The 21,728-nt window shown below is 73.9% G+C and carries 13 protein-coding genes; 4 read left to right on the top strand and 9 right to left on the bottom strand.

Features of this window, described 5'->3' with window-relative positions:
* The first annotated feature begins 6 nt into the window (after positions 1 to 6).
* Entirely contained in the window at positions 7 to 300 is a 294-nt protein-coding gene (locus CcI49_RS05315; protein WP_054567627.1) for a hypothetical protein, read from the top strand.
* 16 nt (positions 301 to 316) lie between these two features.
* Complete coding sequence (locus tag CcI49_RS05310; protein WP_054567626.1) at positions 317 to 631, top strand: WXG100 family type VII secretion target; 315 nt, start codon at positions 317 to 319, stop codon at positions 629 to 631.
* 46 nt (positions 632 to 677) lie between these two features.
* Here CcI49_RS05310 and CcI49_RS05305 read toward each other — a convergent pair whose 3' ends face one another.
* From CcI49_RS05305 to CcI49_RS05265, 9 genes are all read right to left on the bottom strand, one after another.
* Positions 678 to 5,351, bottom strand: a complete 4,674-nt coding sequence (locus CcI49_RS05305) for an FtsK/SpoIIIE domain-containing protein (RefSeq protein ID WP_083749317.1) — start codon at positions 5,349 to 5,351, stop codon at positions 678 to 680.
* 2 nt (positions 5,352 to 5,353) lie between these two features.
* Positions 5,354 to 6,829: a hypothetical protein gene (locus CcI49_RS05300; RefSeq protein WP_076824690.1), complete on the bottom strand. Its 1,476-nt coding sequence runs from the start codon at positions 6,827 to 6,829 to the stop codon at positions 5,354 to 5,356.
* Positions 6,822 to 7,745, bottom strand: a complete 924-nt coding sequence (locus CcI49_RS43035; protein WP_241839908.1) for an RICIN domain-containing protein — start codon at positions 7,743 to 7,745, stop codon at positions 6,822 to 6,824. The genes CcI49_RS05300 and CcI49_RS43035 overlap by 8 nt, the downstream gene beginning before the upstream one ends.
* A gap of 417 nt (positions 7,746 to 8,162) precedes the next feature.
* Complete coding sequence (locus tag CcI49_RS05290) at positions 8,163 to 9,122, bottom strand: Rieske 2Fe-2S domain-containing protein (protein WP_054567622.1); 960 nt, start codon at positions 9,120 to 9,122, stop codon at positions 8,163 to 8,165.
* A gap of 128 nt (positions 9,123 to 9,250) precedes the next feature.
* Entirely contained in the window at positions 9,251 to 9,499 is a 249-nt protein-coding gene (locus CcI49_RS05285; RefSeq protein WP_076824688.1) for a hypothetical protein, read from the bottom strand.
* A 208-nt stretch (positions 9,500 to 9,707) separates the two neighbouring features.
* Positions 9,708 to 11,042 (bottom strand): glycoside hydrolase family 27 protein, encoded by a 1,335-nt coding sequence (locus CcI49_RS05280; protein WP_076824686.1) that lies wholly within the window; start codon positions 11,040 to 11,042, stop codon positions 9,708 to 9,710.
* Between the two features lie 180 nt (positions 11,043 to 11,222).
* Positions 11,223 to 12,989 carry a serine/threonine-protein kinase gene (locus CcI49_RS42440; protein ID WP_076824684.1) on the bottom strand — a complete coding sequence of 589 codons (1,767 nt, stop codon included), beginning with the start codon at positions 12,987 to 12,989 and terminating at the stop codon, positions 11,223 to 11,225.
* Between the two features lie 269 nt (positions 12,990 to 13,258).
* Positions 13,259 to 14,077, bottom strand: coding sequence for an adenylate/guanylate cyclase domain-containing protein (locus CcI49_RS05270; protein ID WP_235498020.1), 819 nt, complete (start codon positions 14,075 to 14,077; stop codon positions 13,259 to 13,261).
* Between the two features lie 99 nt (positions 14,078 to 14,176).
* A complete protein-coding gene (locus CcI49_RS05265) occupies positions 14,177 to 15,574 on the bottom strand; it encodes an FAD-binding protein (protein ID WP_076824682.1) in 1,398 nt (465 codons plus the stop codon).
* Between the two features lie 329 nt (positions 15,575 to 15,903).
* Between CcI49_RS05265 and CcI49_RS05260 the strand changes: the two genes are divergently transcribed.
* Both CcI49_RS05260 and CcI49_RS05255 read left to right on the top strand, forming a co-directional pair.
* On the top strand, positions 15,904 to 19,731 hold the full coding sequence (locus tag CcI49_RS05260) for a BTAD domain-containing putative transcriptional regulator (RefSeq protein ID WP_241839907.1): 3,828 nt from the start codon (positions 15,904 to 15,906) through the stop codon (positions 19,729 to 19,731).
* A gap of 568 nt (positions 19,732 to 20,299) precedes the next feature.
* Positions 20,300 to 21,634, top strand: a complete 1,335-nt coding sequence (locus CcI49_RS05255; RefSeq protein WP_076824678.1) for an ABC transporter substrate-binding protein — start codon at positions 20,300 to 20,302, stop codon at positions 21,632 to 21,634.
* Positions 21,635 to 21,728 lie beyond the last annotated feature (94 nt).

The raw sequence follows: 21,728 nt of genomic DNA, 5'->3' as shown, positions 1-21,728 counted from the left end.
CGGCCCATGCCCAACATCTCGATCGACTACGCGAAGGTGAACACCGTCGCCACGTCGCTGAACGCCGCCGTCACCGAGACGGTGCCGAAGCTGACCTCACTGCAGTCGGCGGTGACGGCGCTGCTCACCAGCGACGGCGGCCTGTGGCTGCAGAAGTCCAGCCCCGTGCTCAGCCAGCAGTACACCGACTTCAACACCTCGGTGACCGGCGCGGTGAACAACATCACCAGCTTCGCCCAGCAGTTCAACAACATCGTCGCCCAGCTGCAGGCGATGGACGACGCGATCAGCGCCTCCTGAGAGAAGGACGGAATCCATGGCGGAGATCCAGGTCGACTACGGCCAGGTCAACACGGTCGCCAGCCGACTCACCACCGAGGGCGGCGAGATCAAGACGACGCTCATCCGGCTGCAGGGGCAGGTGACCGAGCTGCTCACCGGCAGTGGTGGGTTGTGGCTGCAGCAGTCCAGCCCGGTGATGAGCGCCCAGTACACCGAGTTCAACGCCTCGCTCACCACCGCGATCGAGAACATCGGCAAGTTCGCCGAGAGCTTCAACCTGATCGCGCAGAACCTGCAGAACATGGACACGGAGCTGTCCAAGCCCCCGCCCGCCTCGACCGGCGGCTGAGCGAGCCCGGCGGGCCGCGGCGGCGTCCGCGCGGGCCCGGGGCTGTCTACCGCAGGACGGTGTGCGGGATGGTGATGGTGCGCAGCGTCCCGGTCGCGTCGGTGACGTAGCCGCGGCCGGGGCGGATCCCGCCGCGCAGCAGGCTCGGCGGGATCCGGGTGCCCAGCAGGTCGCCCTCCAGAGAGGACTGCGGGGCCAGCAGTACGCCCTGCCGGGAGCGCCGGGCCTCCCCGAGCCAGCCGCTGATGGACTGGGACAGGATCTCCCCGCTGCCCGCATAGGCGAGGCCGACGCCGCGGTCCCGCCCGGCGGCGACGATCTCCCGCAGCGGTGGGTCGAGCGGCGCGTTGTACCCGAAGAGGTCCACGTCGTCGACGAGGACGACCGCCGGCCCCTGCACCTGCAGGGAGTCCATGCCGGCCAGGGTGACCTGGGGGTGGGCGGCGAGCCGGCGCAGCGGGGAGTCCCGCGGGGTGACCACGACCAGCCGGGTGCCCCCGGCGAGCAGCGACACCGCCAGGGTGGCGAGCGTGTTGCTGCGCCCGGACCCGGGGGGCCCGGCGACGAGGAAGGTGTGCGCCCGGCCGGCGAAGTCGAGCGTCATCGGCGCGGCCTCGTCGCCACCGAGCCCGAGCAGCGCCCGCAGCGGGCCGCGCTCGGCCTCGGGGACCCGCGCGAACGCGTCGGCGAACGTCAGCGCCCGGGGCAGTGCCGCGACCGGGAACGGGCGCCGGTCGGCCGGTACGTCCCGGTCGCGCACGCCGGCCCGGGTGGCGATCCGGCGCAGCGCGTCGGCCTGCGCCTGGCCCGCCGGGTCGGGGTCGAGCAGCGCGATCTGGAGCTCGGCCTGGTTCACCGACCGCCACCCGCGCCCCGGCGGGACGTGCGCGGGGACGCGCTGCGGCGGGACGCGGATCGTGGCGTAGTCGGTGCGCTCGCCCATCCGCAGCAGCACGCGGTGATCGTTCATGCCGCCGGCCCGCCCGGCCAGCAGGCCCCGGTCGGCCGTGGCCACCACGTGGATACCGGCACCGGTGCCCTCCCGCAGCAGGGCGAGCAGGGCGTCGTAGAGCCGGCCGCCGTCATGCTCCGGCAGGGTCGCGGCGAGGGAGTCCCAGCCGTCGACGAACAGCACCAGATGGGCGGGGGCCGTCCCGTCGGGCATCGCGGCACGCAGCTCGTCCAGCCCCGCACAGGAGTACTCGGCGAGCAGGGCCTGCCGGCGGGCCAGCTCCACGGTGAGGCGGTCGCAGAGCCGGCCGACCCGCTCCAGGTCGGACGCGGTGACGACGGCCCCGCAGTGCGGCAGCTCGTCGAGGACGGCCAGCGCCCCGCCGGCGGCGTCGATGCCGTAGAGGTGGACGTCCGCGCAGGAATGGGCGCGGGCGAGCCCGCCGGCCAGCGTGCGCAGCACCTGGGACCGTCCGGAGCGCGGCGAGCCGATGACGTACAGGTGCCCGAACGTGCCGAGCTCGCAGCACACCGGCCGCTGCAGCTGCCGGCTCGGAACGTCCTCCAGCGCGTACGGCACCGCCCTGGGCCCGCACCGCTCGAGCAGGTCCTCGAACAGCACCCGCTGGCGCAGCGCGGGCAGCCAGGGGCTGGGCTGGGGCTCGTGGCCGGTGCGGTCCGCGGCGGCGCGGACCGCGTCCACGAGCACGTCCAGATCAGTGGGAGCGAGATCGTCGGCCGCCTGGTCCGGGTCGGTGCCGGCTGGGGCGGCGATGATCGGCAACGGGCGGCCGAGAGCGGACCACGACAGCGGCACGGCCGCTGGCTCGTCGCCCGCGCCGCGCGGACCCGCGAAACCCGCGAAACCCGCGAAATCAGCTGATCCTGCTGAAGCCGCTGATGCGGCTGAACCGGCCGCGTCGGCGGAGTCACCTGGAGCAGCGGCACCGGCCGGGTGCGTGGATGGATAGGGAGCGCCGCAGTAGGCGGTCTGGAACAGGAGGGTCGACCGGTGCGCGAGCCGGGCCAGCGCTCGACCCGGAGCCGCCGCCGGGATGAGGGCGGCGTCCGGGGTGTCGACGACGTCCGAGCTCTCCATCGGGTCGGTGACCCGCAGGGCGATGCGCAGGTTGGTGTTGGCCCGGATGTCGCCGGTCACCACGCCCGCGGGCCGCTGGGTGGCCAGCACCAGGTGGATGCCGAGCGAGCGGCCCCGCTGTGCCAGGCTGACCAGCCCCGGGATGAAGTCCGGCACCTCGCGGGCCAGCGTGGCGAACTCGTCGATGATCAGCAGCAGCCTGGGCAGCGCGGGCAGGCCGGGCTCCCGGGCCCGCAGCGAGCGGTAGTGGACGATGTCCTTGGCGGCCGCGGCGGCGAGCACCTCCTCGCGCCGGCGCAGCTCGGCCGCCAGCGACTCCAGGGCCCGGACGGCGAGCGCCGGGTCGAGGTCGGTGACCATCCCGAGGGTGTGCGGCAGGCGTGCGCAGCCCCGGAAGGCGCTGCCGCCCTTGTAGTCGACCAGGACGAAGACCAGCTCGTCCGGGCGGTTGTGGGCGGCCAGCGAGCCGACGAGGGACTGCAGCAGTTCGGACTTGCCCGCGCCGGTGGTCCCGGCGACGAGCGCGTGCGGGCCGTCGCGGACGAGGTCGAGGACGACCGGGCCGTCGAAGCCGGTGCCCAGCGGGAAGCGGGTCGAGGCCGGCCGTGCCGCCCAGGCGGCGGCGACGACGGCCGGAAGCTCGAGCTGGTCCGGTTCGGCCAGCCCGAGCAGGTCCAGCAGGCGGACCCGGTCGGGCAGTCCGTCGGCGGTGTCGGGGCTGATGTCGCGCAGCGGGGCGAGAGCCCGGGCGACCTGTTCGCACCAGTGCGTCAGGACCAGGTCCGGACGTACCCCGGGCACCTCGGGGATGTCGCTCTGGCGCACGGTCAGGCTGCCCACACCACCTGCACGGCCCTCACCGCCGCCGTTACCGCCGCCCCCGCCGTCGCAGCGCACGACGGCGGTGCACTCCTCGGGCAGCAGGCGTGTCTCGGTGTCGAGGCAGATGGCGAAGATCCGCACAGCGGGGCCGTCGGTGAGCACCTGGATCATGCCCGGCACATCCCGCAGCCGGCGTGCCCCGTCGACGAGCACGACCACATCCGGCTGGGTGAACATCACCGGTCCCAACGCGGAGCCGCGGGCGGACTGCCGGGCCCGGATCTGTGCCTGCAGCTCCGCGACTCGGTGGGCCACGGTCTCGGGGTCGTTGCCGATCAGCACGAACGGACCGTGGCCGGTGGCCGCCGAGGCCGGGCGGGCGTGGGGCAGCCAGCGCACCCACTCCMAGCTCTGCCGGCTGGCCGCGTCGGTGAGAACGACGAGCTGCAGGTCACGTGGGCTGTGCAGGACGGCGCACTGAGCGAGCAGCCAGCGAGCGAGGGCGTGGACGGCGCTGCGTTCACCGGCAACGCCGACGACACCGCGGCCGGGCAGGTCCACCGCGAGCGGCACCTCGGGGACGTTCCAGCGCAGCTGGCGGTCGTAGTCGTCGAGCGCTGGGTCGTCCACCTCGATCAGCGACGGCTGGTCGACCGTCCCGACCCGCAGCAGGAGGTGGTCCGGGTCGGTCCGCCGGCGTTCCCAGAGCCGGTGGCCCGGGCCGGTGGCGGTCAGGCCGACGGCCGCCGGGTCGGGTGCGGCGTCGCAGCGGGCCAGCCGCTCGGCGAGGACCGCGGTGCGCAGGTCGCTCTCGCCCGCGGCCCGGCGGGTCCGGTACCGCGCGCACTCCTCCCGGTAGCGGCGGCGGCCGCTGCGCCTGTCCTGGCTCCAGTTGGCGAACGCCAGGATCGGGCTGAACAGCATGATGACCAGGAAGAAGAAGGAGTGGAAGAACCACACGAACGCCAGGCCCAGCAGCATCGGCGCGATCATCATCAGGACCGGGACGGGCCGGCGGCCGGGCGGCGACGGAGGCGTCGGGAAACGCCGGCGTGAGGTCAGCAACGGCGGAACGATCCGTGGCGGCCGGTTGAAGTCGTGGCCGACGACGTCCTCGGCCGGTGTGATGGCGGCGTCCGGCTCGAAGGGCTCGGCCAGGCGCAGCAGCACCGGTCCGACGACCAGGTCCGACCCCACCTCCCACGGCGTGCACCCGGGTGCTCCGGGGCCGGCCTCGGGCCAGTCCGGCGGTTCGGGTGGAAGGGGCAGGTCCCGGTGCTCGACGCGCAGCGCCGCGCGGTGCTCGTCGGTGCGGCGCAGCTCGGGCGCGCTGGGCACGGTCGTGCGCACCCCGGTCGGGGAGATCCCGGTGAGCCAGGTGTCTCCGCCGTGCCCGATGTGCAGCACCGCGGCGAGCGGCGGTACGCCGTCGTCGTCCAGCTCGATGGCGCTGCCCGCCGCCGCGCCGATGTCGTGGGCGCCGGGGCCGACCCGCCAGACCCGTCCCGCGTCCGGACCGCCGACGACCCGCACTTCGAACCACAGGGTTGGGCCGGTGTGCGTGACCAGCGGATCGACCGGGCGGGGCGGGGTGTCGAGACCGAGTCGCAGTCCGGGGACGATGCCGCTGCCCCGGACCGTGGCACGCGGGTCGAGTGGTCGGGTGCCCAGGAAGCAGGCGGGCGCCGGGTCGGCGAGGCTCGCGGCGAGCTCCCCGACAGTGCTCGTGGGCCGCAGCTGGACCAGGACGTCGCCGCGGATGTCGACCGGGGGCGGGCCGAGCGCGGGCGGTGGCGGGAACGGGGCCGGGTGGTCGGCGGGGTTCTCGATGCTGAGCAGCACGTGCACGGTCAGTCCTCCGCTCCCGCCGCGCCGACGCCGGCGTCGACSGTCCCGGGCCGGCCGATGGCCGCGGCGGCGTGGCTGCCCTCGTGCCGGGCCGGCTCCGGTTCGGTCAGTCCGCCGGCACCCGGGGCGGCCGGGCGGATGGTCGCCGCGTCATCGGCCACTGATATGTTGCTTTCTGTCACCGCGTCGCTTTCTGTCACCGCGTCGCTGTCTGGTGCTGTGCCGCTGTCTGACGCTGGGACGTCGGATGGCGCTGGGACGTCGGATGGCGGCGGGTCGCTGTCTGGTGCGGCGGCGGCCGGGACGGGCCGCCAGGCCGCTGCCGGCTCGTCCGGGGCCGCGCGGCGGTGCTTCCGGTCGAGGTCCCTCAACGCACGGGCCACACCGCGCTCCAGCGGGGCGCAGTCCGCGTGCAGACCGAGCTCGGGAGCCGTGATCCGGCCCAGGGCGTCCAGTTCGAGCCGCCAGCGCGGACCGGGATGCCGGCCGACCATGAGTACCCGCAGGTTGGGCAGCAGCTCGACGAGGCGGACGAGACGTGGCAGATCTTCGGCTGCCGGAGCGGGGCAGACCAGCACCGTCAGGTCCGTGGGCCCTGCCTGGTCGTCGCCGTCGCCGTCGCCGTCGCCGTCGCCGTCGCCGTCGCCGACGCCGGTCCGGCCGCGGCTGTCATCCCAGGGCGAGCCGGCCGGACCGGGGCCGCCGAGGACCAGGCCGGCAGCCGCCTGCCAGTCGAGGAGGTCGAGGGCGTCGGAAAGCGGCGGTCCGCCGAAACCCGGCAGGATCGCGTCGACGACGATCAGCCGGGTTCCGGCCGGAGCCACGACGCCGGCGGCGATCTGCGCCGCGATCGTGGCCGCCAGCCGGCGGGACAGGGCCGGCGGGCCCTCGATGGTCCCGACCGAGGGGAGCGCGGCGAGGTCGAGCAGTGCCAGTGCGGCGCGCGACCCGGGCAGCAGGCCGACCGCGACCGGGCAGTGCGTCCGCGCTGGGGCGCGGCCCGGCGCGCCGGCCGCCGGGAGGTCGGCGGTACCGGGGCTGACCGGTGGCGCGGCCAGCTCCGCGCGGGTGAGCACCGGCCCGGCGGCGTCCACCTCGCGCCCGGCGACGTGGGCCTGGATCGTGTCGGCCCGCACGACGGCCTGGAACGGCCAGATGTCCGCCCGCCGTCCCACCGGCGGCGCGGGCTCGCCCCCGTCCGCCGCGGCGAGCGCGGCGACGGTGTGCGGGCCGAGTGTCGGGTCCGTGAGCAGCACGGCGATGTCGCGTACATCCCGATGGAAGCGGTACCAGGCGGTGGCGAGGCGGCCGAGGTCCCGCACACCCCCGGCGAACTGGCGGCGTCGGTGGGAGATCGTCCGACGCCAGCCTCTGGTCCGGGAGAACCAGCGGGTGAACACGATCACCAGCACGAGGGCGACGACGCCGGTCAGGATGTCAAGGATCAGGGTGCGATGCTCCCGCAGCAGGTCAGCCACGTGCCCACCGCTGGTACGAGCCGTTGTTGCAGCCCATCGTGTAGAGATTTCCCTGGCCGTTGCTGTCCAGGCAGAGGCCGGTCGCGACGTCGACCAGGTTCACCGTGCCGTAGCCGGACTCGACCATCCTCCACTGCTGGTACTGGCCGTTGTTGCAGCCCATCGTGTAGGCGTTGCCGCTGGCGTTGCTGTCCAGGCACAGGCCGGTCGCCCGGTTGACGAGCACCAGGGTCCCGTAGCCGTACACCGTCCACTGCTGGTACTGGCCGCCGTTGCAGCCCATCGTGTAGCCGTTCCCGGCGCTGTTGCTGTCGAGGCAGTAGCCGGTCGCGAGGTCGGTGAAGGTCACGACGCCCGAACGCTGTTGCTGGGTGGTCGCGGGTGCCGCGGCCACCGGCGCGGCGGCGGGGGCGGGCGCGGCGGCAGGGGCCGGGGCGGCCGCGACGGTGGCCGCTGGTGCCGGTGCGGCGCCGGCCGGGGCGGCCGCGGCCGGTGGCTGGGCCGGCGTGCCACCCCCGCGGGATGTCGGCCGGGTGGTCGACGGCTTGGGCCGGGGTGCGGTGACTGGAGGGGGGGCCGCCGGGGGAGGCGGTTCGGTGGTGGGTTCGGGCCGCTCACCGGCCGCGGTGGGGTCCGTCGCCGTGGGGTCCTGAGCCGGTGCCGCCTCGGTCCGGGCTGGCCGCGACGGGCCGCCGGCCGACTGGGTCGGGCTCTGCTGCGCGCTCGCCGCGGCTTCGTCGCCGGCTGGTGACCAGGGCCCCGGAGTCTGCCCCGGGCCGACCCCGCTCACCAGGAGCGCGGCCGTTGCGAGGACCGCGGCGGTGCCCAGCACGGTCCAGGAGCGGCCCGAGACGCGGGCGCGGGGGCGGCGGCCGCGCGGTGCACGGCTCCAGGCCGCGAGGAACGAATCTTTCACGGGTCTCACCTCGCCGCTGGGAAACCTTTGCTGGCCGAACGGTCCCCGTACGGAACATTCCTGGAGGGGGAATTGTCCGAGATGGGAAGCTATCGAGATGCCGCGGCGGGGTCGAGTCCGTCATGGAACATTCATCGGGACTTTGCCGTGAGGTCACCGCAGGTCCGGGTGAAAGCCGTCGGCCCGCACGGTCACTCCACGGGGCCGGCCGGGACCCGTGTGCCCACGAGAGGCTGAGCCTTTTGCCGGCAGGCTGCGGAACCCGGTCGAAACCCGTCGGCTGTTCGGCCTTCGGGCGTGATGCGTCCACCGATTTCGCGGCGGATTGTGCCCGGCGATTCCGGGCCGCGCCGCGCCGCGCCGAACGCGGTTCGCGATGGCTCCGGTTCGCGGATGGCACGTCGTGCCAGGGCGCCGTCACACGTGCTGTCTCGGTCGATCCGCCGCGGCCACGACGTGGCCTTCGGCCGTGACCCTCGGCCGCGCCTCGTGCGGGCCGGCTGACGGCCCGACGGGGTTGGCACGCAGCGCCCGGACCTCCGGCCGGCGGATCTGCACCCGCCCAGCGATCTCACGGACCTCGTAGAGCGGCTGCGGACGGGTCGCCGGGCCTCGCACGACCGCTCCGGACTCCAGCTCGAAGCGGCTGCCGTGCCAGGGGCAGCGAACGCAGCCGCCGACGCGATCACCCTCGTGCAGGGGGCCGCCCCGGTGGGTGCAGCGGTCGCCGATCGCGACGATCTGGCCGTCGACCCTGGTCAGCAATACCGGCACCCCGTCGATCTCGACCTTTCGCGGTTCCAGGGTGACCTCGCCGGCGGCCAGCACATCCGTCCAGTCAGCCGGGCCCCGCTGGAAGGCGGTGGTGTCGACGCCGACCCCCTGCGCGTACGCGAGGTGGCCGCCCAGCCAGCCGCCGATGCCGAGGGCAGCCGCTCCGGTGACGCTGGCGGCCAGCCCGCGGGCGCCGCGGCGGCGCTGGTTCCACGACACGGCGTAGCTCGCGATCCCCACGATGTTGGACGCGGCATGGACGAGGCCGACTCGCCGCTCGGCGCCCCCGGTGTCGAGCCAGTCCGACCACCCGGCGAGCGCGGCCGGGCCGGCTGACAGCAGGCCGAGCGCGAGGAGCCGGCGGGCCGCGGGGCGGAGGGCCGCGCCGCCGGTGGTGTCCAGGAGGGTCGCGCTCAGCAGCGTTCCGGCTGGCACGAGTATCGCCGCCGGGTGCAGCGGATGGCCGAGCGCCCGGCCGCACAGCACATCCCGCAGACGCTCGGATCGCAGCGCTGATGACCAGAAGCCCGAAACACCGTCGGCGATCGTGTCAAGCCGCTCGTCCCGTTCAATGCGGTCGAGCAGCTGTTCGGTCCCGCGCATATCGACCTCTTTTCGCGTGCTCGGACGACCTGACTGGTTCGCGGGGGCAGGGTGCCTTGTCGCTGTCGCTGTCTGTCTGTCCTGGACGTCGTGGGGCGACGTCGCTGCTCACGGTCGGTGGCTGCTGCTCACGGTCGGCGGCTCCGGCCTGCTCCGCCTGCGCTGCCGACCTTGTCCTTGCCGTCCTTGCCGTCCTTGCCGTCCTTGCCGTCCGAGGGCCGAGCCAGCGACAGGAGGGCCCCGACAGCACAGACGACGCCGGCGAGAATGACGGCGTCGCTGCCGGCCCGGCTGGTCATGACGCCGGCGCCGATCACGAACAGGGCCACCGCGACCGCCGCGAAGCCCAGGGCGATCAGGATGTTGCGTGGAGCCATGCTGGGCCTCCTGCCGATGTCAGGTGCGCTCGACCGCGGCTTCGGTCATCGTCGTCCGAATAGTCCGTCCTGTGATCTTCCCTCGGCGCGGACGGAGCAGGGTAGGGGACAGGTCTGGGCGTGCCCTGTTGTCAGGGCCCGAACCACAGTCGGGGGCGTGGCGCCGCGCTGAGACGAGGACGCGGGACTTCTGGTCCCGAGGCCATGGTCATCGTGCGGGGTGCAGGCGGAACAGCGCCGACCCGTGCGGGGCGAGAGCGACCGGAAGCGAGCCGTCGGCGGTGTGGCTGACCTTGCCCGTCCAGAGGTCCGTGGCGCGGTAGCCAGCCGCGGAAGCCGGCAGCGCCAGTTCMGCGCCGGTGACCGTGGCTGTCCGGGCACGGTCACCGCGGTTGACCGCCAGCACGGCGAGATCGCCGCCCGCCAGCGGACGGGACCACAGCAGGACGCCGTCGTCGCGCGCCACCCTGGTCGCGGGGGCACCGAGCGGGTCCTGGTCGACGGCGAGCACGGCGGTGTTCGTGAGGATCGCGCGGGTGCTCTCGGTCATCGTCGTCAGGTCGTTGCCGGCGATCAGCGGCGAGGCCAGCATCGCCCACAGACCCAGCTCGCTGCGTGCCTCGGTGTCGTCGAGCGCGGGCGCGTCGGTTCCGGTGGCAAGCTCGGCCAGCTGCTCCACGAAGGGATTGGCGGTGGCCGGGGTCAGGCCGATCGTCAGCATGTCGAGGTCGTTCCAGTGCCCGGGGCCGCCRCTGGCCGTCCAGCGGGCGGTGGCGTCGAGGTTGTCGGTCAGGCAGACGCCCGGGTAGCCGTCGAGGGGCTGGGTGGACGTCCAGCATGGTGCCTGGTCGTTGGTGACCCGCCACAGGTGGGCGACCGACGGTGCCCACTCCCACGGTGTCACCGCCTGCGGATCGCCGTCGGCGGACGGGTTGATGCTGAACACGATCGGCCGGCCGGTGGCGTCGAGGGCGTTGCGCATGCGGGCGAAACCGGCCCGCAGCCAGCGGCGGGCGTCGGTGCCGGCCGGGCGCAGCGACGGGTAGGTGCAGGCGTCGTACTTGAGATAGTCCACGCCCCAGGCGGCGAAGGTGGCCGCGTCGGCGGACTCGTGCCCGAAGCTGCCGGGCAGGCCCTGGCAGGTGGCGGTGCCGGGGGAGGAGTAGAGGCCCAGCAGCAGACCCCGGGCGTGGACGTGGTCGGCGAGGGCGGCGATGCCGGTGGGGAAGCGCTGCGGGTCGGCGGCGAGCCTGCCGCCCGCCGTGCGGGCCGGCGCCTGCCAGCCGTCGTCGATGATCACGTACCGGTAGCCGGCGGCCCGCATCCCCGAGTTGACCAGGGCGTCGGCCGCGGCCCGGATGTCCTGCTCGGTGGCTGCCGCGCCCAGCGCGTTCCAGCTGTTCCAGCCCATCGGCGGGGTGCGCGCCAGCCCCGCGGAGACCTGCCGGTTGACCGGGCCTTCAATGATCACCTGCGTACCGCCGCCGGTGTCGCCACCGATCAGGACGATCAGCGACAGCAGGGCGATGACCAGAGCGAACACCGGCGCGACCGGGCGGTGCGCCGTGCGGCCGGCGGGCGGGCGGCGTGCATCGGCGCTCCCGGCGGTAGGCGACGACGAGGACTCTAGTGCTGTCGCGACCCGCGCCGTCGTGGCCGGCCGCAGGCGTCCACCATCGTGGAACAGGGCCCGGCCGGGGCTCGGACCGTCGTGCCGGCCGCCTCAGACGGCGGTGATGCGCCAGCCTTCCGGCGTACTGACGAGGTTGACCTCCCGGGTGGCCGAGGTCGCCCCCGGCCTGCGGTCGATGACCGAGCCGTCAGCGGCCACGATCGTGAACGGCGCCATGCTCGCGGTGAACCGCAGGACCACGACCGACGCGTTGTGGCTCACCACCTCGACCGACTGGACGGTCTGCTGCCCGCCCTTGCCGCGCGCGCCGTTCGCGCTCATGAGCTGGATCGCCTCCTCGTCCGTCGCCCGCGCGCCGCTGCCCTCGGCGTAGACCTGGGAGAGCAGGCGGACGTCGGCGGACTCGAACGCGGCTACCCGGGCCTGGTCGAGCCGCTGGAGAACACTGATCCAGTCCTGCTCGCTGTACTGCGGACTGGCCGACGTGGCGGGCGTGGAGGGCGTCTGCGCCGAGGTCTGAACGGCGGGACTGGGTTTCGCGCCGGGGGCGTCGGAGTCCGTCAGGTAGCCCCCGGCGAGCAGGACCACGCCGGTCACCCCGAGCACGGCTGCCGTCGCCACCGCGGCCCCGACCGCGCGCCGCCTGGTCTCCCGCCGGGAACGGCGCCGTCGGGAACTGCGCCGGCCCGCCGCCGGGAGGTCGTTCGCCGCGGCCTCCTCGTCGGTGGCGGGCTGCGGCGCGGCGGCTGGCGCTGTGCCGTTCTGCTGTTCGGGCGCCGGGGGTGCTTGTGCCGGGCGTGCTGCGTGCGCCGGAGGTGTCGCGGATGACGGAGGTGTCGCGGATGACGGGGGTGTCGCGGATGACGGGGGTGTCGCGGGCGGCCCGAAACCGGTCGCGGTCGCCGATGGTGGCACGGACATCCGGCGGCGCAGCTCCGCGTCCTGCTCCGGCTCAGGTGCCCAGGCCGGGGCTGGGGTCACCTCCCGCGGAGGCGCCTCCCCGGAGGGCCTGGTCGCGGCCAGCGCGGCCGAAGGACGGGTCGACCCGGTCAGCTCGCCGAGTAGCTCGGCGGCGCTCGGGCGGTCCGCGGGGCGCTTGCTCATCGCCGCCCGGACCAGGGGGAGCAGGCGGGAGTCGAGACCGTCGAGATCCGGCTCCTCGTGGACCACGCGGTACATGACGATGGGTGCGGCTCCGGTCCCGAACGGTGACCGCCCGGTGCCGGCGAACGCGAGGACCCCGCCCCAGGCGAACACGTCGGCGGACGCACCCGTCGGCTCCCGGGCGGCCTGCTCGGGAGCCATGAAGGCGGGGGTGCCGATGGTGTCCGAGGCGTTGGTCAGCAGTGACTGCGACTCGATCGACATCGCCACGCCGAAGTCGATGACCCGCGGGCCGGTCTTTGACAGCAGCACGTTGGCCGGCTTGATGTCGCGGTGCACCAGCCCGGCGCTGTGGATGGAGGCGAGTGCCGCGGCGATGGACACCGCGAGCTGGTGCAGGTCGGTGGTCGACAGCGGCCCGTGCGTGGTGACGGCCTCGGCGAGGGTCGGCCCCTCGAGGAACTCGGTGACGATGTAGGGCCGGCCGTCGAAGACGCCGAAGTCGAGGACCTCGGCGGTGCAGAACGGCGCGACGCTGTACGCGATCCGGGCCTCCCGCTGGAAGCGGGCAAGATACTGCTCCTCGCGGGCCAGATGATCGTGGATGACCTTGACCGCGACGCGGCGGCCGGCCGGTGAGCGCCCCAGATAGACCCGGCCCATCCCGCCGCTGCCGAGAACGCTCTCGAGGGTGTGCGGACCGATGAGGCGGGGATCCGTCGGACGCAGCGGCGTCACGCCGCCGATCGCCATGCGCGCACCCGAAGCCCTTCTCGCTGCGATGCCCAAACGCCTCTTCCGGGCGTTCTGTATCCGGGCGGTTCATGCCTTCTCGGATGATTCTGCCGTCGCCGAGTTCCAGGCGCCAAGCCGGGTCGGCACCGGTGCTTCGGTGCCCGCGGGCTTTCCCCGAAAGGAATAGGGAAATCCCGCGAGGTGCCCCCGCCGGTGTTTTCGGTGCCGGCATATCCGAACGCTTCCCCGCGCAGGTCAGGCCGCTACGCGAGCCGGCGGCGGTGGGCTCAGGCAGCGGCCGCGTGGTCCGGGCCGGCGTCGGGCCACCCGCGAGAGTCGGCCACGGGTACCGGGTGCCGCCGGGTGATCACGTTGTCGACGAGCCGGTAGGCCTGGACGAGGCCGACCCGGCCCTTGACCGTCGTCGGTGCCAGCCCGAGGACCTCGGCACCGGCCAGCCCGGCGGCGGTCGCGGCGGACACGACCGTCATGCCCGGTTCACGGGCCATGCTCTGCAGCCGTGCGGCGAGGTTCACGGTGTCGCCGACCAGGGTGTAGCCGAGCCGCTCGTCCCCGCCGAGCACGGCCGCGGCCACCTCACCGGTGCAGACACCGATGCCGAGACCGAACGGCTCGAGACCGCGGGCGGCCCACTCGCCGTCCAGGCGCCGTTGCCGTCGGTGCATCGCCAGGGCGGCTCGGCAGGCGCGGCGCCGATGGTCCGCGCGCCGGGCCGGCACCCCGAACGCCGGCATTCCGAACGCGGCCACCACCGCGTCACCGGCGTACTGCACGACGATCCCCCCGGTCTGGCGGATCGCCGCGACCATCTCCCGGCGGTGGGCGTCCAGCTGACCGGCGAGGACCACGGGATCGGAGCGCTGCGCGATGCCGCTGTAGCCACGGACGTCCGACATCAGCACGGTGACCACGAGGCGCTCGGCCTGCGGCGACGGCCAGCGGGTGGTCGCGGTCCGGTTGTTGGTTGCGATCCGGCCGGTGGTCGCGGACCGGCTGGTGGCGGAAAGGGGAGCGGGGGAAGGAACGGTGGCGGTGTGGGCGGTGGTGATCGGCCTCGCGGCCGGGAGGGCCTGGATCGTGTCCATGGGTTCGGCATCCTTCGCAGGGCTCGGACTGCTGCGGGGCTGGGGACTGCTGCGGGGCTGTGGGCGGGTGTGGTCAGCGGGCTCAGGCGGTCAGCGGGCTCAGGCGGTCAGCGGGACCGGGTGGCCCGCGACGAACATTCCGCCCGGGTCGACGGCGGCACGGATCGCCCGCAGGCGCGCCCAGGCGAGCGGGTCGTAGCCGGCGGCGACGTCGGTGCGGTTCGCGGTGAGGTTCAGGCACTGCTGGCGGGCGCTGAACGGCGCCATGGCGTCGACGACCCGGCGCGCGTCCAGCCGTGCCCGGGCGAGCAGCTCGGAGGTGGGGACGACGCCGCTGGCGTACAGCACGAACGCGCCGTCCAGCGAGGCGAGCGCGCCCCCGCCGGCGGCCGGTCGGGACAGCGCCCCGCCGAGCTGGCGCAGCTCGGCGGCGACCTGCAGCGAGGTGCCGGAGTCCGGGCCGGCGACGTCCAGCAGCGTGCCGACCGCGCCCGCCGGCAGCTCGTGCAGCGTGCGGCTGGCGGAGACCAGCGGGGTCGGGCCCTCCGGGTCCAGGTGCAGCCGCAGCAGCGCGGACGCGGGCAGCCGGGTGAAGGTGTCGAGTTCCGGGGCCAGCTCGCGCAGCGGTGCGAGGATCCGCTCGGCCTCAAGATTGTCGGCGAGCACCGCACCGTCGATCATGACGAGTGCTCGGCCGCGGACCGGCTCGGGCATCTCGGGAAGCGGCGGCACCTGGAGGAGGCGCAGCGACGTGCTGACGGCGTCGGGCGCCGGCCCCGCCCAGTCGAGCCAGCGGGTCAGCACCCGCTCGCTGTGCCGCCAGTCCCAGGCCAGCAGGCCCGCGTAGGCGGTGCTGATCGGGTGGAGGGCGAACTCCAGCGCGGTGACGACACCGAAGCTGCCCCCGCCGCCGCGCAGGGCCCAGAACAGGTCGGGTTCGTGGTCGGCGTCGACGCGCACCAGCGTGCCGTCGGCGGTGACGAGCTCCGCCGCGGTCACGCTGTTCGCCGCCAGGCCCAGCGCCCGGCCGTACCAGCTCAGGCCGCCGCCGAGTGAGTAGCCCACCACCCCCACGTCGGGGGACGAGCCGTGCAGCGCGGCGAGGCCCTGCCCGCCGGCCGGGGGCACCACGTCGAGCCACCGCGTTCCGGCGCCCACCCGGGCCCGTCGCGCCCGGGCGTCGAGGGCGACGCCGGTGAGCCGGGACGTCCGCAGCAGCACCACGTCGTCGAGTGGGCCGAGTGCCCCGGCGCCGTGCCCGGTCGCCTGCGCGGCGACCCGCAGGCGGCTGGCCGCGGCCAGCCGGACCACCGCGGCCACCTCGGTGGCGTCGGCGGGATGCGCGATCGCCGCCGGGCGCTGCTCCACGGCCAGGTTCCAGGGCTTGCGGGCGAGGTCGAAGCCGGGGTCGCCGGCGACGAGCAGACCACGCGGATACGTCGCGTGCGTCGCGCCGCCGGACGAGGCGGATCCGGTCGTGGTCGGGTGTGTGTTCACAGCGCTTCTCCCAGGCCTGTCGTGCGATGGGACGACAGTGCCGGCAGCCGCTTGCGAGCTACTTGCGGCTGACCGGTTGCGGGCGACTTGAAGACTGACGCTCCTGGAGCACCGCTTGTTGAGCGTGGGTTCCGGCCCACGTCACGGGGCGGCGGACGTCGGACCGGGGCACGCCTGATCCGCGTCATATGCGACGATGCGACAGCAGAGCCGGGCATCCGGGCAGTGGGGGGAGAGCTGTGCGGGGTGGTCCAGGCCGTGTCGGACCGGACGCTGGTGACCGCGGCGGCGGCGAAGCCCTCCCCGCCGCCACCGAGGGGCATGGCGAGGTGGCCGAGGCAGCGGCGATCACCGTCCTGGGGGACCTCACGGCGTCCCGTGGCGGGGTCGAGCTGGATCTCGGTGGTCGCCGTCAGCGGGCGGTGCTGGGCCTGCTCGTGGTGGCCCGCGGCGACGCCATCGCCGCCGACCGGCTGATCCATCTGCTGTGGGCCGACCACCCGCCGTCGGGGCCGAGCGGGGCGCTGCAGTCGTATGTGTCCCACCTGCGCCGCGCCCTGGAACCCGAGCGGACCGCCCGGTCCCGGGCCTCGATCATCATCAGGTCGGGATCCGGGTACGCGCTGCGGGTCGCCCCCGACGCGGTCGATGCCTGGCGATTCGAGGAACTGGTGCGCCGGGCCGCCGCCGAGGTGGACCCGGACGCGCGGGTGGCGGTGCTCACCGCGGCGCTGGGCCTGTGGCGCGGGCCGGCCTTCGGCGAGTATCAGGACGAGCCATGGGCGCAGCCCGAGGCGGCCAGACTCGCCGAGCTGCGTGAGGTCGCCCGCGAACAGCTGATCGAGGCCCGGCTCGGCCGCGGTGAGACGGCTGTCGTCGTGCCCGAGATCGAGGCGCTGGTCGCCGAGCAGCCGCTGCGGGAGGAGCGCTGGCGGCTGTTCGTCCTGGCCCTCTACCGATCGCGGCGCCAGGGTGACGCGCTGTCGGCGCTGCGCCGGGCCCGGGAGGTCCTTGCGGCCGAGCTCGGGATCGACCCGGGGCCGGCACTGCGCGCCCTCGAGGCCGAGGTGCTGCGTCAGTCACCGGCTCTGGAGGCACCGGCGCCGGCCCCGTCGTCGCCTGTCCCGCCTCCCTCGACCCCAGCCCCAGCCCCAACCACAGCCCCAACCCTCATCCCATCTCCAGCCATTGCCACAGTTCCAGCCATTGCCACAGCTCCAGGCCCGAGCACAGCCGCGGGCCCAGGCCTGGCCACAGGCCCGGCGCCGGGGCCGGGGTGGGCACCGCTACCGGCCCGGCCGGGCGGATGGTCCGCGCCGGTGCCGGCGGGTGACGACCTGGTCGATCGTGACCGGGAGGTCGCCGAGCTCGCCGCCTGCGTCGCCGACGCGGCCGAGGCGCAGGCCAGGCTGGTGGTGATCGAGGGCCCGGCCGGGATCGGCAAGAGCCGCCTGCTCGTCGAGGCCCGGCGGCCCGCCGTCGCCGGCGGGTTCCGGGTCCTCACGGCCCGGGGGAGCCAGCTGGAGCGGGAGTTCGCCTTCGGTGCGGTCCGCCAGCTGTTCGAGGCGGAGGTCGCCGCGGCGACACCCGACCATGAGCTGCTGACCGGCCCGGCGGCGCAGGCCGCCACGGTCTTCGACCTCGGCCAGACCGGTGACATGCCGAATCTGTGGGGCGGGCGGGTCGGGCCCGACCCGCGGGACGGGCGCGACGGGGGACGCCCGGGTGACGCGCCGGCCGTCCCGCGCGGCGACGGCTCGCTCGCCGTGCTGCACGGGCTGTACTGGCTGACGATGCGGCTCGCCGCCCAGGCGCCGATCATGCTCGCCGTGGACGACCTGCAGTGGTGCGACAGCGCGTCGCTGCGGTTCCTGGCGTACCTCGTCCGCCGCACCGAGGGCATGCCAGTGCTGATCGTCGCCACGGTGCGGACCGGTGAGCGCGGCGAGGACGAGGCCCTGCTGGCCGAGGTGACGCACGACCCCGCCACGGTGTGGATCCGTCCCGCACCGCTGGGTAGGCACGCGGTCGCCGACCTGGTCCGGGCCCGCCTCGGCACCGACGCCCAGGACGGTTTCGTGGCCGCCTGCCACGACGCCACCGCCGGAAACCCGCTCTACCTGCGGCAGCTGCTGCGTGCGCTGCTGGTCGAGGGGGTCCGCCCGGACAGCGCGCACGCCGGCACCGTCACGACGATCGGTTCGCGGGCGGTCTCCAGCCTGGTGCTGATGCGGCTGGCGAGGATGCCGCGGGAGAGCATCACGGTCGCCCGCTGGATCGCGGTGCTGGGCGGCGGCGCGGTGCTGCCGACCGTCGCCGCCCTGGCCGGCCTGTCGGACGCGGCCACGGCGGCCGCCGTCGGCGCGTTGGCCCGGGCCGAGGTGCTGCGCGACGACTACCCGCTTGGTTTCGTGCATCCACTGGTGGCCGACGCGGTCTACCGGGACCTGCCGCCCGGGGAGCGCCAGCTTCACCACGACAGCGCGGCCCGGGTGCTGTACCAGTCCGGGGCCGCCCCGGAGCAGATCGCCGCGCACCTGCTGCAGGTTCCGCACCGCGGTGACCCCTGGGTGGTCGACGTGCTGCGCCGAGCGGCGGCTCGGGCCAGCGAGCGCGGTGCGCCCGACGCCGCCGCGTCCTATCTCGCCCGCGCCCTGCGCGAGCAGCCCGAACCGCGGCTGCGTGCGCAGGTGCTGCCCGAGCTGGCACATGCGGCCGTCCTGGGCGACGGGGTCGCCGCCGTCACCCACCTGGCGCAGGCGTACGCGGAGCTGGAGGCCGGGCCGCTGCGGGCGGAGATGGCACAGATGCTGACCCGGGCGCTGACGTTCGCGGGCACCCCCGGCGAGGCGACCCGGTTCGGCTACGAGGTGGCGGACGAGCTGCCGGCCGAGCTGGACGACGAGCGGCAGGGGCTGCTCGGCCTGGCCAGGATCGGCGGCTACATGCACGACGTCGAAGCGGCCGTCTGGCGTCGGCAGCCCGAACCGGCCGTGAGCGGTGGTGGCCCCGGCGCGCGGATGCTGGCGTCCGCGCTGTCCTGGGAGCTGGCGATCGACGGGACGGACCGGGCCCGCGCGATCGAGCTGGCCCGGTTCGCGGTGGACGGCGGGGTGCTGACCCGCGCCGATGTCGGCCTGCTGTGCGTGGTGGCCGGTGTGACGCTGCACCTGGCCGACGAGGACACCGACGCGGTGTGGGCGGAGAGCCTGGCATACGCGCACCAGCACGGCTCGGTGTTCGGCGCGCTGGGCGCGAACCTGTGGCGCGCGTACTGCACCTGGGGGCTCGGCGACCTGCGGGAGGCCTACCAGCTGTTCCGGATCGCGAGTGACCAGTCGGCGTCCTGGGGGCTCGCCTTCGGCGCGGGGTACGCGAACGGTTACGCGGTCGGGGTGCTGATCGACATGGGTGACCTGGCCGGGGCCCGGTCGCTCGCCGACCAGGTGCGGGACACCCCACGGCCGGCCGATGCCGACCGTGTCTTCGCGGAGATGCACGCCGGTCTCCACATCGCCCATGGGCGTTTCGAGGAGGCACTGATCGCCCTGGACGACAGCCGGGCGCTGATGGTGAGCGCGCGCAACCCGGGCTGGCGGCCGTGGCGCTCGCTGCGCGCGCGGGCGCTGTCCGGTCTCGGCCGGCATGCCGCGGCCGTCGAGCTGCTCGGGGAGGAGCTGGCGGCGGCCCGGGCCTGGGGTGCGCCGAGCGCGGTCGGACGCACCCTGCGCCTGCTCGGCGAGCTTCGGTTCGTCGCGGGCGACGTCGACGGTGGGGTGGATGACCTGCGGGAGGCCGCGGCACTGCTGGCTCCCACCCGGTCCAGGCTGGAGTACGCACGTGCCCTGTACGCGCTGGCGGGGGTGAGCAAGGCGGCCGAGACGACGGTGCTGCTGGGACAGGCGGCCGACCTGGCCTGGCGGTGCGGTGCCACGGGCATGTACGAGCGGATCCGGGACCGGCTCGCCGTGGCCGGTGCCCCGCTCGCGCGCCGCCCGACGGTCGAGCTGACCCGGACGGAACGGGACATCGTCACCCGGCAGGCGGCCGGTGCCGACGAGCGTGAGATCGCCGAGGCGCTGTTCGTCACGCCGCAGACGATCCACCGCATCCTGGCTTCCGCGCGGGAGCGGCGGGCGGCGCACATCGGGGGCTGACGGGCCGCGGGCGCGGGCGCCCGGCGGCGCGCGAACCGACCGATGTTGACGTCGAGTTTGACAATGTGCGCCGCGGCCGGTCTTATGGACGCATGCGGCGGCGGAGCTGGGACCTGGGCTCCGTGGCTGGTTGCTTCGACCCTTGTGACCAACCGATCGGCCGGTCGGCTGCTCGGCCGGCCAGCCCTGGGTCGGGTGCTGTGCGTGGTCGGCCGGCTTATTCCTCCGGTCGCGGAACCATCGCGTCGAAAAAGGTGTCGAGGTTGCACTCGAACAGCGGCGAATCTCCGTTGGTGAGGCGCTGTCAAGTGATCCTCGGTACGTCGGGGAGAACCGGCGGTGCGGGTTTGGAGAACATGTTGACGATGACTGCTCTTAGTACGGACCAGGTGGCCGGCCCGCGGGCCGGTACACGGGCCGGTACACGGGGCCGCCGCCGGCTGGCGCAATGTGTTCGGTTGGTCGCGGAGGGGGCCGTCTCAACCTTCCTGACCCGCGGTTGGGTCATCAGCTCACCGTCCGCTCTGCCGTTATCAGGTTGAGCACATCTACGAAGGAAGAACTACCGATGAACCTTCGCCCCGGACGCCTGCGCGCCGTGGCCGTGCTGCTTGTGGTGCTCGGCCTGGTGGCTGCGGCGTGCTCCAACTCCAGCGGTAAGCCGGACAGCTCCGCCAGCACGGGCGGGAACAGCGCCAGCGCGCCTGGCGTGACGAGCACGGAGATCAAGTTCTCCGTGCTCGGCACGAAGACGAACAACCCGCTGGGCAACTGTCTGCACGAGTGCTTCCTCGAGGGCATCAACGCCTACTTCGCGTACCGCAACAGCGAGGGCGGGGTGAACGGCCGCAAGCTCGTCGTGAGCAAGGAGGTCGACGACCAGCTCGGGCAGAACAAGCAGCGGGCCGTCGAGATCATCGCTGCGAACGACACCTTCGCCACCTTCAGTGCCACCCAGCTCGCGACCGGCTGGAGCGAGTTCTCCGACGCGGGCGTCCCGCTGTACGGGTGGGCCATCCACCCGGCGGAGATGAATGGCAAGGAATCGATCTTCGGTAGCTCGGCGCCGCCCTGCCTGGACTGCATGGACCGCACGTTCCCCTACGTGGCCAAGCTGGCGGGCGTCAAGAAGATCGCGGYGCTCGGCTACGGCGTGACCGACAACTCCAAGCAGTGCGTCAGCCAGATCACCGACACGGTCGACCGCTACAAGGGCAGCACCGGCCAGGAGATCGCCTACAAGAACGACTCGCTGGCCTTCGGCCTGGCGAACGGGGTCGGCCCCGAGGTCACGGCCATGAAGAAGGCCGGAGTCGAGATCATCATGACCTGCCTGGACCTCAACGGCATGAAGACCCTGGCCCAGGAGCTCAAGCGGCAGGGCATGGACAACATTCCCATGTACCACCTGAACTCCTACAACCAGAAGTTCGTCACCGACGCCGATGGGCTTTTCGAGGGCGACTACATGAGCGTGGGTTTCCGCCCCTTCGAGGCCAGTGACGGCGACACCGCGATGGTCGCCTTCCGCAAGTGGATCGCGAAGGAGGGCGGGTCGCTCGACGAGATGTCGATGTACGGCTGGATCGTCGCTGACCTCGCCTACCAGGGCCTTCTCGAGGCTGGGAAGAACCCGACCCGGGAGGCGGTGATCTCCGCCACCAACAAGCTGACCGAGGACACCAACGGCGGCCTGCACCAACCCGTCGACTGGTCGCGTCAGCATGAAACGGCCACCAAGGCAGACCCGATAACCCACGGTTACAAGCACGTGTGCCGAGCGCTGGTCCAGGTGAAGAACGGCAAGTTCCAGCTGGTCGGCGGCACGAAGGACAAGCCGTTCGTCTGCTGGCCCGCCGAGGACGCCACCTGGACGGAGCCGACGCTGACCACCTTCAAGTAGGCGTCTGGCGAACCGGCAGCAGGTCGGCCGGCTGAACAACATCTCGGGTCCGGAACGGCCAAGCCGCCGCGCGGCCCACGCGCAGCCAGCAGGC

Origin of the sequence: Frankia sp. CcI49 (genome assembly GCF_001983215.1) — a bacterium.
GTDB lineage: Bacteria > Actinomycetota > Actinomycetes > Frankiales > Frankiaceae > Parafrankia > Parafrankia irregularis.
The sequence above is the reverse complement of the archived record's forward strand: the minus strand, read 5'-3'. Positions and strand labels throughout refer to the sequence as shown.

Bases quoted from the DNA above. Each gene is read 5' to 3' on its own strand.
- CcI49_RS05315 (WP_054567627.1), top strand. From the start codon at position 7: ATGCCCAACATCTCGATCGACTACGCGAAGGTGAACACCGTCGCCACG.
- CcI49_RS05310 (WP_054567626.1), top strand. From the start codon at position 317: ATGGCGGAGATCCAGGTCGACTACGGCCAGGTCAACACGGTCGCCAGC.
- CcI49_RS05290 (WP_054567622.1), bottom strand. From the start codon at position 9,122: ATGCGCGGGACCGAACAGCTGCTCGACCGCATTGAACGGGACGAGCGG.
- CcI49_RS05285 (WP_076824688.1), bottom strand. From the start codon at position 9,499: ATGGCTCCACGCAACATCCTGATCGCCCTGGGCTTCGCGGCGGTCGCG.
- CcI49_RS42440 (WP_076824684.1), bottom strand. From the start codon at position 12,989: ATGGCGATCGGCGGCGTGACGCCGCTGCGTCCGACGGATCCCCGCCTC.
- CcI49_RS05270 (WP_235498020.1), bottom strand. From the start codon at position 14,077: ATGGACACGATCCAGGCCCTCCCGGCCGCGAGGCCGATCACCACCGCC.